This is a genomic window from Rhizobium cerradonense (genome assembly GCF_030182455.1).
In the GTDB taxonomy this organism is placed as follows: domain Bacteria; phylum Pseudomonadota; class Alphaproteobacteria; order Rhizobiales; family Rhizobiaceae; genus Rhizobium.
The window spans coordinates 47,463-62,196 of sequence record NZ_JAQJCK010000021.1; the positions used below are offsets into that span (position 1 = coordinate 47,463).

Consider the following 14,734-nt stretch of genomic DNA (forward strand, 5'->3'; position numbering starts at 1 on the left):
AGCATGACGCTTCCCCGTACTCCGTCCTTCCGCCTCGATGGCAATAGGGCGCTCGTTGCCGGAGCCTCATCCGGTATCGGTTTCGGGGCGGCGGTCGCGCTCGCCGAAGCTGGTGCGGCCGTTTTCCTAGCGGCCCGCGAGTCGTCAAAGCTCCACGAGGCGGCAAAAGCAATCAGGGCGGCGGGGTTCAAGGCCGAAGCAGTTGCTCTCGACATCACGGATGTTGAAGCAATATCCAAGACCGTCGCCGCGAACGGTCCGTTTGACGTCTTGGTGAACAGCGCGGGCCTGGCGATTCACGGGCCCGCATTGAACACGACGGCTCAGGATTTCGACACGGTTTTTTCGATCAATGTGAAGGGAGCCTATTTCCTTGCGCAAGCCGTTGCCAAAGGTCTCACTGCCTGTGGCAAGCCTGGCTCGTTGATCACGATATCCTCTCAGATGGCCCACGTTGGGGGCGTCGATCGAGCCGTCTACAGCGCCACAAAACACGCCGTAGAAGGCTTCACCAAATCCATGGCGATCGAATGGGGGCATCACGGTGTACGCGTCAACACCATATGCCCGACGTTCGTTCGCACGCCGCTCACCGAACAAACCTTTGCGAACCCGGATCGGGTGAGGTGGCTCAGCGAGAAGATCAAGCTAGGAAGGATCGGTAAGGTCGAAGACATTATGGCCGCTGTCCTATATCTGGCCTCCGATGCTTCAGCCATGGTCACCGGGACCGCGTTGATGGTGGATGGAGGCTGGACCGCTGAGTAAAGGTGCTGTGCGCGAGCATTCGGAGTGATGCGATCGACAGTTCGAAACTGTTTACGGTGAAAAATCTGGGCTTCACTGGGTAACTAAGACATGCCGCCACCCGGACCTCTATCCCCTGGTTCTTGCCCAGGAAATCGGGAAGGCGTGCGGAGAGGATCTATGCGGCATAGCTTGGCGCGCAGTGTACCCGCAGCAGGTGAGCCTTGTTGGATGAAATCATCTCAACACTGCGCCGAAGCTCTTCAAAGGCATTGGAAGCATGGGACAGAAGCGTCTGCCCAGCCAGAGTCAAGGTGACCTTCCGGTGCTTCGCTCAAAGAGGGAGACGCTGAGGTCACGGTCAAGCTTGGCAATGGCGTGACTTGTGGCGCTCGGTGAGAAGTGCGGCTCCTCGGCTGCAGCGCGGAAAGATGCCAGCTTGGCTGCAGCCTCAAAGCTGCCAATGCTCAGTATGCACATGGTCGTCTGCTTACCCAATTTTACTCAACTCTCCGCTGACTGTCGTATGTGCGCCCGGTTTCCCTCGCTATTCATTGAGTTGGCGAACCCGGGATTTGGAGAGGGTCGCGCCAAGGTCAATCAGGCTGAGTGCCGAGGGAGGAGAGAATGAGTTATTTATCGAACGTCGTTCGTCGCAGTGCGGTTCGCACTGCAAAAGGCATTGTGTTGGCGTCCGCGTTGATAGCAACAACAGGTGTTGTCTCGTCTGCGACTGCTGCTGACAAAGTCAACTGGCGCCAGTTTGAAGGAACAACGATCACCTGGGCCTATGACATTCATCCTTATGCCGACGCCCTTGCCGCCAAACTGCCGGAGTTCGAAAAGTTGACCGGCATCAAGGTTGTGCCGGAACTCTACCCCGACGATTCCTACTGGAACAAGTTGACACTTCAGCTGACGACGAAGTCTCCAGCGTGGGATGTCGTTGGAACCGGCATTCAGCCGGCCTGGGACTTCGCTCCTGGTGGTTCGCTCGAACCGCTCGACAAGTATCTGAACGATCCGAAGCTGACCGATGCCAGCTACGACTACAATGACTTTTTCCCGTCTCTACGCAAAGCGCTGACATGGAAGGTGGAAGACGGCCAGATCGCGACCGGTGAGGGTGGCAATGTCTGGGCAATCCCACATGCGTTCGAAAACATCCAGCTCTTCTACCGCAAGGACATCCTCGACAAATACAAGATTGCCGTGCCGACGACACCGCCGGAGATGGCTGCTGCCTGCGAAAAGCTGAAGGCCGCCGATTCCTCCATCACGCCGCTTGGGGTTCGCGGTGTCCGCTTCTGGAGCAGCATTCACACCGCGGCAGTTTCGATTGCAAGCTCTTACGGCGTGAAGGACTTCGTCATCAAGGATGGCAAGCTGGACACCGGCTTGGACTCGCCTGAATCGATCGCCTTCCACAAAGACTACGTGGATATGATCAAGAAGTGCGCGGCGCCCTCCTTCGCCAATGACAACTGGTACCAGGTTGTCGATGGCATTTCGTCCGGCCGCACCGCCATGGCGATCGACTCCAACATGTTCGGCTTTTGGAACGACGTTGCCGGCCAGCCGGCCTCGGGGAAGATTGCCTTTGCTCCGCCGCTCCATGCGCCGAATGCCAAGAACTTTGAATCCAACATCTGGATCTGGTCATTGGCGATGAATTCTGCGTCGCAAAAGAAGGGTGCCGCCTGGTTGTTCATCCAATGGGCGACATCCAAGGACGTCGTGCTCGCAGGTGCCGTCTCGGGCAAGCTCGTCAATCCGCCGCGAACCTCGACCTGGAGCGACAAAGCGTGGCTCGATTACGCATCCAAGCCCGAATTCAACAATTTTGTCGACAGCTTCAAGACGACACAGGATCGCGCTGCACTAGCCTTCACCGCGCGGGTCGGCTTCGGCGAGGCGATGAATGCCTGGGCGGTTGCCATGCAGAAAATGGTCAACGGTGACGACGTGGAAACCACGCTGAAGGCGTTGGCTGAAGAAATCCGCGCCGGCCTCTAAGCCAAGAAGGCGGCAGCTCGTGGCTGCCGCCTTCCGTTACCTGGATGGAGACCTCAATGACACCTCATGTTTCGGAGACGGCAATGGTTGTCCGAACCAGCGCACCCGGAAAAGCGCAACTGGCCGGAAAAACGGAAAGACCGGCCGTCCAGCAGGTCGACTGGTTCAGCCTGGTCGTGATCGCTCCAGCCGTATTGATCCTCCTTGGCTTCCTGCTTCTGTTCTTCTACGGCGTCTATCAGTCGCTGACAGATCTCCGTCTTGGCCGGCCGATCGTGCGTTTCATCGGCCTTGCGAACTATGCCGCGCTGGTGCACTCCGCCGACTTCTGGAACAACGTCCGGGTCACGGTCAGTTATGCTCTGTCAGCGGTATTGCTGCAGTCGCTTCTGGGCTTGGCGATAGCAAAGCTTTTTGCATCCGGTGTCTCGCTCGCACGCTGGCTGAGACCAATCATCCTGCTGCCGCTTGTGCTTCCACCGATGAGCGTTGCCCTCATGTGGACAACGATGATGAATCCGCAAAGCGGTATCCTGAACTATTTGCTCTCTCTTGCCGGCCTTGGCCCGTTTGCGTGGATTTCAGACCCGGCAACCGCATTGATATCGGTCATCCTGATCGACGTCTGGACCTATACCCCATTTTTCGCGCTCATCATCTTCGCAGGGCTGCAGGGTATTACCGACGACATCCGAGAGGCCGCCCGTATCAACGGCGCGAAAGGCTGGGCAACATTCTGGCGGATCGAACTGCCGCTTGTTGCCCCCTACATTCTGATTGCCGCCGTCTTCCGTCTGATCGAGTCGTTCAATCAGTTCGACATCATTTTCGGTACGACACAAGGCGGCCCGGGTAACTCGACGTCCGCTCTTTCGGTCCAGGGCTATATCACCGCATTTCAGAACATGACGTTTGGCCGAGGTGCAGCCTTGATGGTCGTCAACTGGCTGATCGTTTTGATCGGCGCGTTCCTGACAGTCAAGGCCTGGCAGGCTGTCCGCCGCCGCGTGAATTAGGGGAGGCAACAATGGAATTTACACGCTCGCCGATCACAACGGTTATTCTCAACGCACTCGTTCTGCTCTGCGCCCTCATCCTTGCGTTCCCGCTCGTCTGGATCCTGATGATGTCGCTCAAGACCCAGAGCGAAGTCATGGCTTGGCCGCCCACATTCATCTTCACTCCGACGCTGGAGAACTTCCGGGTTCTCTTCGATGTCGCCCAGGCGGGTGCGACCAGCTACGGAACCATCAAGGTCGATTTCTTGAGCCCGATCATCAACAGCGTCGTCGTGGCGCTCGGGGCTGTCGTGGTTTCATTGATCGCAGGCGTCCCGGCAGGATACGTTCTTGCGCGGCGGGATATCCCCTTCAAGGAAGACATTGCCTTCTTCATCTTAGGGTTCCGCTTCGCCCCCGTCCTGCTGGTGGTCATCCCACTCTTCAGTCTGTTTCAGTCGTTGGGCCTCTACGACACCTACCTCGGCATGATCTGGGTGTACCAGGTGATCACATTGCCCATGATCGTCTGGCTTACCCGCTCCTATGTCGAGGATATTCCGAAGGACATAGAAGAGGCGGCCGCGATCGACGGCGCGAAGCCGGTGCGTATCGTCCTTCACATCGTCCTGCCGCTCCTCAAAACGGGCCTTATCGGCGCCTCTCTGCTCGTCTTCCTGCTTGCCTGGCACAATTTTGCACTCGGCCTGATGCTGAGCTCGACCAAGGCGCCGGTAACTGTCGCGCTTTTGAAGCTGCTCAATCCAGGCGTTCAGTTCTACCCCGTCATGGCGGCCGGTCTCGTCGTCACGATGATCGTTCCTGTCATCCTGATTATCGTCGGCCAACGGCATCTTGAGCGCGGCCTTACTTTCGGAGCGGTCAAATGAGACCGACACCTCTAATTTTCTTTGGTACGACGAATCTCGATCTTTGCTTCAACGTCGAACGGCTGCCCACGCCGGGCGAGAGCCTTATCGGTTCGCTGGTCCGGCATCCAGGCGGAAAGGGCGCGAACCAGGCGGTCGCGGCGGCTAGGCTGGGGTTGAAGCCCAAGCTCTTCTCCCGTCTCGGCGATGACGAGGCCGGTGGTCATTTAATGCTGTCACTCGTAAATGCGGGTGTCGATACAAGCGTTGTTCAGATTGCACAGGCAGAGGTGTCCGGCTCGGCACTGGTCATGGTGGGCGATGATGGCGGCAACATGATCGTCATCGACCCGGGTGCCAACGCAAATGTCACGCCTGAACTGATCGACAAGGCGGCTGCCCATATCGAACCAAACTCGATTGTCGTAGCGGAGATGGGACTGCCAATCGAAGCCTTGGAGCGGCTCTTCTCTCTGAAAGCTCAGCTCGGGTTCCGGCTCATATTCAATCCTGCCCCTGTGAGACCAGGGTTGTCGCGCGCTGCATGGTCGGCGGTCGACTTCGTTACCCCGAATGAGTCGGAAGCTTACGAACTCACGGGAATCGAAATCGACAGTGAGGAGGCCGCTGCTAAAGCTGCCCAAGCCTTGCTGGCGCTTGGACCGAAGGCAGCACTCATCACGCTCGGAGAGCGTGGCGCCTTCTACGCCGATGGGCAGCAGACTTTTCTTGTCCCGGCCTTTCCGGTTGTCGTTGTCGACACTACGGCGGCCGGCGACGCCTTCAACGGTGGCTTTGCTGCCGCCCTCGCAAGAGATTTTCCTGTTCGCGAAGCCGTCCGCCAGGCCATGGCCGTCGCTGCGCTTTGCGTCACTCGACGCGGTGCCCAGCCGTCGATGCCGACCGAGGCGGAGGTCGACGAATTCCTCAATCACAAAACTTTATTGGAGATCCGATGACGTCCCCTCTTTTCTCAACGCCAGGCAATACCGTTCTCGTGACTGGGGCGGGCGGCGGAATTGGCGCAGCGATCGTGGCTGCGTTCCTGTCAAACGGCGCAAACGTGATCGCCACCGATGCCAATGAGGACGCGCTCGGGCGTGCACTTACGAAGGTGGAAGGCGGTGAGAAGGCCGTCACGATGTCAATGGATGTCACCAGCGAAAAGGACATCGAGCGCGTCATGGATGCCGTTGCTGAGCGCTTCGGCCACCTCGACGCACTCGTGAACAATGCCGGTATCAAATCGGCGGAGTCCCTGCTGTCCGGCGACAAGGCCAAGATCGATCGTACCATGGAAATCAACTCCGGGGCGGTGCTACTCTGCTCGAAGCTTGTCGTACACCGCTTCATGAAGGAGAGGGGCGGCCGCATTGTTAACATCGGGTCCTCGCTCTCTTCGCAAGGCGCCGTGTTCAACTATCAGGCGGGCGGAGCCGATTACTGCTTTTCCAAGGCAGTTGTGCATGATCTGACGAAGCTGCTCGCCTACGAGTGCGCTCCTTTCGGCATCAACGTGAATGGGGTCGCGCCGGGCATCATCGATACCCCGATGCACGGTCGTCCGCGCGAGGAGACGGAAGCACGCCATGCGGGTCGCATTCCTCTCGGCCGTGTCGGCTCCCCGGAAGACATCGCCGGTATTGCAGTCTTCCTTGCGAGTCCAGCGTCTGCCTACATCACGGGGCAGATCGTGCACGTAAACGGCGGGATGTTGATGAATGGTTGAGATCGCACATGCTCTTGACTGGCCGCTTGTGGAGGGCGTCGTTTCCGACCTCGACGGCGTGGTCTACCGCGGCAAGACCGCCATTCAAGATGCGGTCGAGACCTTCCAGGTCTGGCGGGCCGCCGGAATCCCATACTGCTTCGTCACCAACAACTCGACTCATTCGGCCGGGGATGTCGTTGCCAAGTTGAACGGCTTCGGTCTGGAAGTCACCGAGGACAATGTCGTCACATCGGCAGTGACGGCGGCGCAGTTGATTCGCGCGAACCATCCTGCCGGAACACGCGTCTACGTGATCGGCGCGCCATCTCTCAGACGAGCGATCTCGGATGCGGAACTCGAAATCACCGATGAAAAGCCGGCCGTCGTGATCATGGGTCTCGATCGCGAAATCACCCATGAAAAGCTGCGCATCGCTGTTGACGCTATCCTGAAGGGAGCCGTGTTGATGGGTACCAACCCGGATCTGCTGCTCCCCACGCCGACCGGCTTCGAGCCTGGTGCGGGGGCGATCCTCACCGCGGTTGCGACCGCTGCGCGGGTCAAGCCCATCATTGTTGGCAAGCCCGAGGTTCATATGATCGAAGCCGCGCTGACGCGGCTCGGAACCGACAGGGCGTCGACACTGATGATCGGCGACCAGATACCCACCGATATTCAGGCAGGAAAACGGGCCGGACTATGTTCCGTTCTCGTGACTACGGGAGTGCCGCCGGTCGATGATCCCACGCTGCAGCCGCCCGATTTCGTCATATCCAGTCTGAAGCAAATACCGTCGGCGCGCTGAAACAGGCGCGCAAGAACGACAATGGGAGGAAAAAATGGCTGAAGTCCGCCTTGAGGGAATTCGGAAGACTTACGGTGCCCTTGGCATTTTACACGACATCGATCTCGACATCGCCCATGGCGAGTTCGTGGTCTTCGTCGGGCCATCTGGTTCCGGCAAATCGACGCTTTTGCGTATGATTGGAGGTTTGGAAAAGATCTCTGGCGGAACGCTGAAGATCGACAACAAGGTCGTCAACTCGGTCGATGCCGCTGACCGCAATCTCGGCATGGTGTTTCAGAGTTATGCACTCTATCCGCACCTGACCGTTCGCGACAATCTCGCATTCCCTCTTCGGATGGCGAAGCTGGGCAAGGAGCAGATTGCCACTAAAGTGCGCGAGGCAGCTGCACTGTTGCAGATCGAACACCTCCTTGACCGCAAGCCGAAGCAGCTTTCCGGCGGCCAGCGACAGCGTGTCGCGATCGGCCGGGCAATCGTTCGCCAACCCCAGGTGTTCCTGTTCGATGAGCCCCTTTCAAATCTCGACACCGAATTGCGGGTGCAGATGCGCGTCCAGATCGCCAAGCTCCATCGTCAGCTCGGCAACACGATGATCTATGTCACCCACGATCAGGTCGAGGCGATGACCATGGCCGACAAGATCGTGGTTTTGAAGGACGGACACATCGAGCAGGTCGGCAGCCCTCACGATCTTTACCATCGGCCGGCAACCCAGTTTGTTGCGGGATTCATCGGCTCACCGCGAATGAATTTCCTGCCCTGCAAATTGAAGACCAAAGACGACGGACGCGCGGAAATTGCTCTCAAGGACGGCTTGTCGGGATGGCTTCCGGTCCAGGCAGGGACGGTCCAACCCGGGGCCATATTGACCTTGGGGCTGAGGCCGGACGATTTCGTGGCCCCTTCTGGCCGGCCCGGCGAACTGATCGTGGAGGTCGATGTCGATTTCGTGGAGCATCTGGGCAGCGCGACTTACCTCTATGGGACCGCACTAGGCGAGCACATTGTAGCCCGCTCGCCCAACGATCATTTTCACTCCGGACGGGGAGGGCGGGTTTCGCTCGCAGTGGCGGCTTCCGACTGTCATGTGTTCACTCAACAAGGAAAGGCTTTGCCGCGCCTGGAGGCACCGAAAAGCTGGAGTTGATTATCGCTTCCGGATACGTGATTCTGCTGGAAGCGTAAGATCCATGAGGCGTGACGACCATTTCCGGTATCCGACAGTTTCTGGGTAACTCCCGCTCGTTCATGCTCGGAGCCGCCATCGGCTCCGGCATGACGGCGCGGGCGGCCGAGCGTGCCGGAGCCGATTTCGTGCTTGCGCTGAATGCCGGTCGTTTCCGCGCGATGGGCGGTTCTTCGCCGGCGTCCGTTCTCCCCATACGTGACACCAACGCGTTCGTTGCAAGTTTCGGCCGATCTGAAATTTTGCGCAGCACCCGGCTGCCGGTCTTCTTCGGCGCTTGCACCTTCGATCCGCGGCTCGATCTCGACGATTTCCTGGACAGGCTTAAACGGTGGGGTTTTGCAGGGGTCACAAATTTTCCTTCGGTCATCCATCTGGATGCGCACCGTCGGACCGTTCTGGAAAGCTGCGGGCTGGGATATGCCCGCGAAGTCGAGCTCCTGGTCAAGGCGGCGCGACGTGGCCTGATGACGATCGCTTATACTCGGACCCAGGTCGAGGCGCGGCGCATGGTCGAAGCGGGCGTCGAAGCGATCAGTATGAATTTCAACCTCAACCCAGCCGAAACGGGCCTTTCGTCTTCATCAATTGGACTTGCAGAGCTGGCTGCGCGCACGCGCGACATCGCCCGTGCGGTTCATGCGATCGATCGCAACGTCGTTTGTCTGCTTGGAGGCGGACCGATCACGAAACCCGAGGAATTGATGGACGTCTGCCGGGAAACTGGCACGCAGGGGTTCATAGGTGGGTCATCGCTGGACCGCGTTCCCCTGGAGATGTCGGTCCTCGAGATGACCTCCGGTTTCAAGACCATCAATGTGCTCCGGGAAAAGGTCGACCTCCTCGAGCGGCAATTGCAGCTTAACGGGTACCGGCACGGCATCGTCGCGCGTTCAGCGTCCATGAACAATGCGCTCGACGCGGCCAAGCGCCTGGCGACCGGCACCAACCCCGTCCTCATTGTCGGGGAGCCGGGGACAGGCAAGCGGCGCGTTGCCTCGCTTGTCCATTCATTGGGAGCGCATAAACATCGCAAGCCTGTCGTATTTCCCTGCCGGCCATCTCCCGGAAACCAGAATGCGGTTGCCCTATTCGGATTGGAGCCGGATAAGGATACTCGACGTCGGATATCGGTTTTGGAAACCGCGACGGATACGTCACTCATCATCCTCCACGTCAACGACCTTACGGAGGAGGGGCAGCAGCAACTGGCCGATTTCCTGGAGACCGGAATGTTCACCGCGGTCAACGGCGCCGCATCGAATCGTTCCGAGGCGAAGGTCATTGCCACCTGCACCGCGTCCGCGGGTATCGCAGATGACATGCTTCCGATTGGCCCCAGGCTGCGAGCTGCCTTCGCCGGGTTGGAAATTCATCTACCGCCTCTGCGGGATCGCCTTGAGGATCTCCCGGCGCTCGTCCATCACTTCACAGTCGAGACGAGGGGAGATGCTGGAACGGTCGCTCTGGCGATCGAGAACTCGGCTTTCCTCGCGCTCGCCAGCCATTCCTGGCCAGAAAATGTTCGGGAGCTAAGGCATGTCGTCGAGCAGTTGGCGACATTGCCAACGAGCGTTCAAATCACCGCGGATCGTCTGCAGCCGATCATCGGTACCAAGGCGGTCTCGAAGGAAACGGCGGGCCTCTCCGAACGCGAGTGGATCATAGAAGCCCTTCGACGCAACAAGCTTCATCGCGGCAAAACGGCGCTCGCACTCGGCCTTTCACGCAAAACCCTGTACAACAAGATCCGGAAGCTCAAGATCCTGAACTAGCTGCCGTGCTGTATCAAACTGCCCCTATTACTGGGGATCGCGCAGACGTAAGCGACCAAACAGAAGCCGGAAAGAAGCCGGCTTGGGCGATGGGCTCCAGATTCATCCGTGCGGCGACTGGCCGCGCGAGAGCATCGGGAGGGAAATAGATCATTCCGTCGAGGATGTCCGCCAAGCGATTGCTGACATCGGCCATCTCCACCCTGGACGATCCAGTATGGATAATCCCCAAGCCGGTGTCGTGGAACCACTTCATGCGATCGATTTCGAGCGTGTTGCCAGCGTCGACGGCGGATTGAACCCCTTCCACCAGCGACGCCGGGGGAAAGTTCACGACGCCAGCGAAACCCTTATACTTGAGCGAGTCCGCAAGGTCTTCCCACAGCGTGAAGGGATCGATCATCAAGACTGCGGCGTAGCAGCGATTTCCCACCGAGGTCACACGGTCTAGCGCTCGGAAGAGTTCCGCGTTCCAGTCGAGTATTGGCAGCGTTGCCATCACAATCGGATCGCCAGGGGACAGCGCTCGGAGAGACGGCGCAAAGATGACGACCTCATCGTCGCTCCCGCTCGAATCTCTCGTCGCATGCGGCTCGATATGATCAATGATCGACCACGTACCCATTTTTACCCAACTCCTCTCCCGCGCGCGATTTGGCAGCACGATCCTCTCCTCTAAAACTAACTCAAAATCGCTCAAAGCATGAGCGTGCACAAGGGAGGTCGAGATGAAACGCGTGTGCCGGATGGGGCAAATGAGACGCCCAAAGGGAAAAACGTCGTGAGCGAGGCGACGCTCGAAAGTGACGCGGTGGCGATCGTCGCGACGATGGATACCAAGCAGGCAGAAGTCTCTTACGTGGCGGATATCATGCGCGCCAGCGGCAGGGGCGCCGTGTTGGTCGATGTCGGTACATCCAGCGCCGCTGCTACTAGATCGGCGGATCCGGCGGCACTGCTTGCTGACATCGGCCGACGTGCTCGCATGTCGGTTAACGCACTGCTTTCAGAGGGTCGCATATCTGCGATAATCGGTATTGCTGGCGGGAAAGGAAGCGGAGTATTCGGTGAAGTGGTCGCCGACCTTCCCTTCGGCTTCCCCAAGCTTCTTGTTTCAAGCGCACGGCCGGCGCTGCTTGCCGAACTCGCTGCCAAAAGCGACATACTGCTATATCCGACTCTTGTCGATCTCTTCGGTGTCAATGGCTTCACCGGAAGGATCCTGACCAATGCCGCACAGGCGATCGCAGCCATGCACTACCAGCCGCAAGACCCATCGCGTCGAAAAATCGTGGCGATCACGGCATTTGGCGTGACGACGCCGGCAGTAAACGAGTGTGTGCGTCTTCTGTCGGAAAAGGGCCTTGAGGCGATCGTCTTCCCAGCGAACGGCTCTGGCGGCCGGAAGATGGAAGCCTTGATCGATGCAGGTGAATTCGACGCGGTTCTCGATCTGACGACGACGGAGCTCGCTGATGATCTCGCCGGAGGGTCGGCAAGCGCTGGCCCGGATCGTCTAGCGGCAGCTGGCCGCAAGGGCATTCCGCAACTGGTCGCACCCGGCGCCGTCGATATGGTGAACTTTGGAGTGCCCTCGAGTGTACCCGAACGGTTCTCGGGCCGGAAATTCTACTCGCATACGCCATACACGACGCTGATGCGGACGACGCCGGAGGAGGCCTTCGAAATCGGTCGTCGCACCGGGCTGAAACTTGCTGCCGCAAAAGGCGCTTCCCATGTCCTTTGGCCCTCCGAAGGGGTCTCCGACTATGATCGAGAGGGTGCGGTCTTTTATGATCCAGAGGCCAACGGCGCCTGGCTGTCGGGACTGCGAAGTACGCTACCTCCTTCGGTCATCGTCCAGGAAATTCCCTGTCACATCAACGATCTAGCGTTCGCGCAAGCCGCAGTCGGCTGGATTCTGCAAAATATTCGAGAAGAGGCTGTACCCCATGAAAATGTTTGAGCGCTCGGAAATTCTGGCTGCCATCAGCCAACAGACCTCAAAAGGAAATCCAATTCTTGCCGCCGGCAGCAGCTGTGGTCTCGTTGCCAAGTGCGCCGCTCTTGGCGGAGCCGACATGCTGGTTGTCTACAGTACCGGTTTGTCGCGACTGATGGGACTTCCTACGAGCCGGATCGGCGATTCCAACGCGCGCACGATCGAGATGGCCGCGGAGATACGCAATGTCGTCTCGACCGTCCCGGTGATCGGCGGCATCGAGGCATGGGATCCGATGCGCCTCGACCTCGACGGGCTTCTGGATCGGTTCTGGGCGGCAGGGTACTCCGGCGTCATCAACTATCCGACGATTTCGACCATGGGAGACAAATGGCGCGACCGTCGCGGTCGCGTCGGTCTGGGCTTTGACCGTGAGGTCGAGATGATCGCGCTCGCACGCAAGAAGAACATCTTCTCCTTGGCCTATGTCGCCTCTGCGGATGACGCCGCGGCGATGGCTGAGGCAGGTGCGGACTGCATCGTACCTCATGTCGGAGCAACGCGTGGCGGACTTGCTGGTCACGAGGAGGGCCAAGCCATCCAGGAAGCGATATTGAAGATCAACAGGATTAATGATGCGGCCAAGGCGGTTCGGCAGGATGTCATCCTGCTTGCGCATGGGGGAGCAATCGCCGAGCCCGAGGATACGGCCGAGGTTTATCGGTCAACGGATTGCGTCGGCTTCGTCGGCGCCTCCTCCATCGAGCGGATACCGATCGAAAGAGCGGTGCAGGCGGTTGCGAAGGCCTTCAAGGCCGTGCCGATGCCCCGTTCGTGATCTTCACCCCAATCAAATCGTATTCCGAGATTAAAGATGTCCATCGTCGCCACTCCTGTATCCTCTGCACAATCGGTCAGCCCCGAATGGGACGCGGTCTACGACGTCATTTCCGTCGGAAGTGGCGCTGCCGGCCTGTCCGCTGCTCTGTTTGCCGCTCAGGCCGGTTTGAAGGTCCTTGTCTGCGAAAAGTCGCCGAAACTGGGCGGAACCACGGCACTCTCTAACGGCATGATCTGGGTTCCGTGTTCGCCTCAAGCCGTGGCCGCGAAAGTCAAGGACAGCATTGAAAACGCCCGAACCTATCTCAAGAATGAGCTTGGAAACTACTACCGCGAGGATTTCGTTGAAGCATATTTGACTGATGGCCCAAAGGCACTTACGGAAATCGAGAAGGGGACGGACGTGAAGTTCACGCTTGCCTCTGCGCCGGACTATCACTCGAGCCAAGTTGGCGGTGTCGATTCAGGAAGGGCACTTAGTCCGGCCCCCTATGACGGCCGCTTGCTTGGCAAGGATTTCGATCTGGTTGGAGATCCGATTCGAGTGGTTCTCGGCGGCATGATGATTTCCTCCGGCGAGGTCGGGAAGTTCCTTAATCCGCTCAAGTCGCTAGAGTCGATGCGGCACGTGCTTCGCCGCGTTGGTCGCTACGCTCGCGACCGGCTACGCTATCGGCGCGGGACTGAGTTGAGCGGCGGCAACGCGCTTATAGCCCGTTTCATAACCAGCCTTCGCAAGCGCAAGGTCGACATCTGGACGGAAGAGCCATTGGTTCGCCTCGTCATGGAAAATGACCGTGTAATTGGCGTCGTTATCAGGCGCGATGGTCGCGACATCCGCGTCAAAGCTGAACAAGGCGTCGTCCTGGCAACAGGCGGATTTGCCCGCGACGCTAAGCTGCGAGCGGCATTGAGTGGAGCGCACCAGCACGATGATACTCTTGCACACCCGGACTCGACCGGTGACGGGATTAAGCTTGCAACGGAACTGGGCGGTGCTATCGACAATAATGTCGCCAGTGCAGGCTTCTGGACACCGGTTTCCTTGCTGCACGGGAAAAAGGGAGAAACGCAGACCGTTCCGTATGGGTGGCTCGACCGCGGACGGCCTGGCGTCATTGCGATCGGACCGAATGCCCGGCGTTTCGTCAACGAGTCCAATTCCTATCACGATATCTGCCTGGCGATGTTCCAGAACGGATACCCGGCGGACAAACGGTTCTATTTTATTTGTGACCATGAGTTCTTGAACAAGCGAGGCATGGGCCACCTTCTTCCGTGGCCCTGGACGCTCGGAACAAAATCATATGAGCGCGTAAATTATATCCAGGTCGCAGCAACCATTGCCGACCTTGCGCGGAAGATCGGGATTGATCCGTCAGAGCTGGAAAAGACCGTGGCCGAGCACAACATCCATTCGAAGAGCGGCGTTGATCCCTATTTTCATCGCGGAGAATCCGCTTTCAATCGGATGCTTGGCGATCCATCGGTCGGAAAGCCCAATCCCAATCTTGGTCCGATAGAAAAGGGTCCGTTCGTCGCGCTCCGTATCGTACCGGCAACTCTAGGGACCGCAACCGGTCTTGCGACGGACACGTCGGGCAGAGTCTTGAAAGCCGATGGCTCTCCAATCGAAGGACTGTATGCGTGCGGCAACGACGCAACGTCGCTTATGCGCGGGCTCTATCCGGGGGCAGGCATCACAATCGGCCCGGGAATTGTCTTCGCTTACAGGGTTGCCAATGCGATCGGAGGCACGTCGACTAAGAAATAGACTGACCAATCCCAGTGAGCATAGTGCTTTTGTGCATGCCGTTGCTTGCACTGCCGGAAGTGCGCCTT

Annotated in this window: 13 protein-coding genes and 1 pseudogene; 12 read left to right on the forward strand and 2 right to left on the reverse strand. The window is 58.7% G+C overall.

All coding sequences use genetic code 11. From position 1 onward, the window contains the following. Positions 1 to 3: 3 nt before the first annotated feature. Positions 4 to 768, forward strand: coding sequence for an SDR family NAD(P)-dependent oxidoreductase (locus tag PH547_RS29105; protein ID WP_285170158.1), 765 nt, complete (start codon positions 4 to 6; stop codon positions 766 to 768). 79 nt (positions 769 to 847) lie between these two features. Here the strand turns inward: PH547_RS29105 and PH547_RS29110 are convergent. Beyond that, positions 848 to 1,227 (reverse strand): annotated as a pseudogene (locus PH547_RS29110) (LysR family transcriptional regulator); the annotation flags it as partial. A 147-nt stretch (positions 1,228 to 1,374) separates the two neighbouring features. Here PH547_RS29110 and PH547_RS29115 point away from each other — a divergent pair. From PH547_RS29115 to PH547_RS29150, 8 genes are read left to right on the forward strand one after another with little or no spacing between them, the layout of a single operon-like run. Then, positions 1,375 to 2,763, forward strand: a complete 1,389-nt coding sequence (locus tag PH547_RS29115) for an ABC transporter substrate-binding protein (protein WP_285170135.1) — start codon at positions 1,375 to 1,377, stop codon at positions 2,761 to 2,763. Positions 2,764 to 2,819: 56 nt separating this feature from the next. Then, positions 2,820 to 3,779 (forward strand): carbohydrate ABC transporter permease, encoded by a 960-nt coding sequence (locus PH547_RS29120; protein ID WP_285170136.1) that lies wholly within the window; start codon positions 2,820 to 2,822, stop codon positions 3,777 to 3,779. An 11-nt stretch (positions 3,780 to 3,790) separates the two neighbouring features. Then, on the forward strand, positions 3,791 to 4,651 hold the full coding sequence (locus PH547_RS29125; protein ID WP_285170137.1) for a carbohydrate ABC transporter permease: 861 nt from the start codon (positions 3,791 to 3,793) through the stop codon (positions 4,649 to 4,651). Next, the gene (locus tag PH547_RS29130) at positions 4,648 to 5,589 is read left to right on the forward strand and encodes a ribokinase (protein ID WP_285170138.1); all 942 of its coding nucleotides are present in this window, start codon (positions 4,648 to 4,650) and stop codon (positions 5,587 to 5,589) included. Before PH547_RS29125 ends, PH547_RS29130 begins: the two co-directional genes overlap by 4 nt. Then, complete coding sequence (locus tag PH547_RS29135; protein ID WP_285170139.1) at positions 5,586 to 6,359, forward strand: SDR family NAD(P)-dependent oxidoreductase; 774 nt, start codon at positions 5,586 to 5,588, stop codon at positions 6,357 to 6,359. The genes PH547_RS29130 and PH547_RS29135 overlap by 4 nt, the downstream gene beginning before the upstream one ends. Next, positions 6,352 to 7,146 carry an HAD-IIA family hydrolase gene (locus PH547_RS29140; RefSeq protein WP_285170140.1) on the forward strand — a complete coding sequence of 265 codons (795 nt, stop codon included), beginning with the start codon at positions 6,352 to 6,354 and terminating at the stop codon, positions 7,144 to 7,146. The genes PH547_RS29135 and PH547_RS29140 overlap by 8 nt, the downstream gene beginning before the upstream one ends. A gap of 34 nt (positions 7,147 to 7,180) precedes the next feature. Beyond that, the gene (locus PH547_RS29145; protein ID WP_285170141.1) at positions 7,181 to 8,296 is read left to right on the forward strand and encodes an ABC transporter ATP-binding protein; all 1,116 of its coding nucleotides are present in this window, start codon (positions 7,181 to 7,183) and stop codon (positions 8,294 to 8,296) included. Between the two features lie 50 nt (positions 8,297 to 8,346). Next, positions 8,347 to 10,110, forward strand: a complete 1,764-nt coding sequence (locus PH547_RS29150) for a phosphoenolpyruvate hydrolase family protein (RefSeq protein ID WP_285170142.1) — start codon at positions 8,347 to 8,349, stop codon at positions 10,108 to 10,110. A 13-nt stretch (positions 10,111 to 10,123) separates the two neighbouring features. Here PH547_RS29150 and PH547_RS29155 read toward each other — a convergent pair whose 3' ends face one another. Continuing rightward, a complete protein-coding gene (locus PH547_RS29155) occupies positions 10,124 to 10,774 on the reverse strand; it encodes a hypothetical protein (protein ID WP_285170143.1) in 651 nt (216 codons plus the stop codon). A gap of 117 nt (positions 10,775 to 10,891) precedes the next feature. Here PH547_RS29155 and PH547_RS29160 point away from each other — a divergent pair, with 117 nt between their 5' ends. The 3 genes from PH547_RS29160 to PH547_RS29170 are packed head-to-tail and all read left to right on the forward strand — an operon-like array spanning position 10,892 to position 14,666. After that, the gene (locus PH547_RS29160) at positions 10,892 to 12,076 is read left to right on the forward strand and encodes a Tm-1-like ATP-binding domain-containing protein (protein WP_285170144.1); all 1,185 of its coding nucleotides are present in this window, start codon (positions 10,892 to 10,894) and stop codon (positions 12,074 to 12,076) included. After that, the gene (locus PH547_RS29165) at positions 12,063 to 12,890 is read left to right on the forward strand and encodes a phosphoenolpyruvate hydrolase family protein (RefSeq protein ID WP_285170145.1); all 828 of its coding nucleotides are present in this window, start codon (positions 12,063 to 12,065) and stop codon (positions 12,888 to 12,890) included. The genes PH547_RS29160 and PH547_RS29165 overlap by 14 nt, the downstream gene beginning before the upstream one ends. 36 nt (positions 12,891 to 12,926) lie before the next feature. After that, positions 12,927 to 14,666 (forward strand): FAD-dependent oxidoreductase, encoded by a 1,740-nt coding sequence (locus PH547_RS29170; RefSeq protein WP_285170146.1) that lies wholly within the window; start codon positions 12,927 to 12,929, stop codon positions 14,664 to 14,666. Positions 14,667 to 14,734 lie beyond the last annotated feature (68 nt).

Excerpts from the sequence above, each read along its gene's own strand:
- PH547_RS29120 (WP_285170136.1), top strand. The coding sequence starts at position 2,820 with ATGACACCTCATGTTTCGGAGACGGCAATGGTTGTCCGAACCAGCGCA.
- PH547_RS29140 (WP_285170140.1), top strand. The coding sequence starts at position 6,352 with ATGGTTGAGATCGCACATGCTCTTGACTGGCCGCTTGTGGAGGGCGTC.
- PH547_RS29130 (WP_285170138.1), top strand. The coding sequence starts at position 4,648 with ATGAGACCGACACCTCTAATTTTCTTTGGTACGACGAATCTCGATCTT.
- PH547_RS29170 (WP_285170146.1), top strand. The coding sequence starts at position 12,927 with ATGTCCATCGTCGCCACTCCTGTATCCTCTGCACAATCGGTCAGCCCC.
- PH547_RS29165 (WP_285170145.1), top strand. The coding sequence starts at position 12,063 with ATGAAAATGTTTGAGCGCTCGGAAATTCTGGCTGCCATCAGCCAACAG.
- PH547_RS29145 (WP_285170141.1), top strand. The coding sequence starts at position 7,181 with ATGGCTGAAGTCCGCCTTGAGGGAATTCGGAAGACTTACGGTGCCCTT.
- PH547_RS29135 (WP_285170139.1), top strand. The coding sequence starts at position 5,586 with ATGACGTCCCCTCTTTTCTCAACGCCAGGCAATACCGTTCTCGTGACT.
- PH547_RS29125 (WP_285170137.1), top strand. The coding sequence starts at position 3,791 with ATGGAATTTACACGCTCGCCGATCACAACGGTTATTCTCAACGCACTC.
- PH547_RS29105 (WP_285170158.1), top strand. The coding sequence starts at position 4 with ATGACGCTTCCCCGTACTCCGTCCTTCCGCCTCGATGGCAATAGGGCG.
- PH547_RS29115 (WP_285170135.1), top strand. The coding sequence starts at position 1,375 with ATGAGTTATTTATCGAACGTCGTTCGTCGCAGTGCGGTTCGCACTGCA.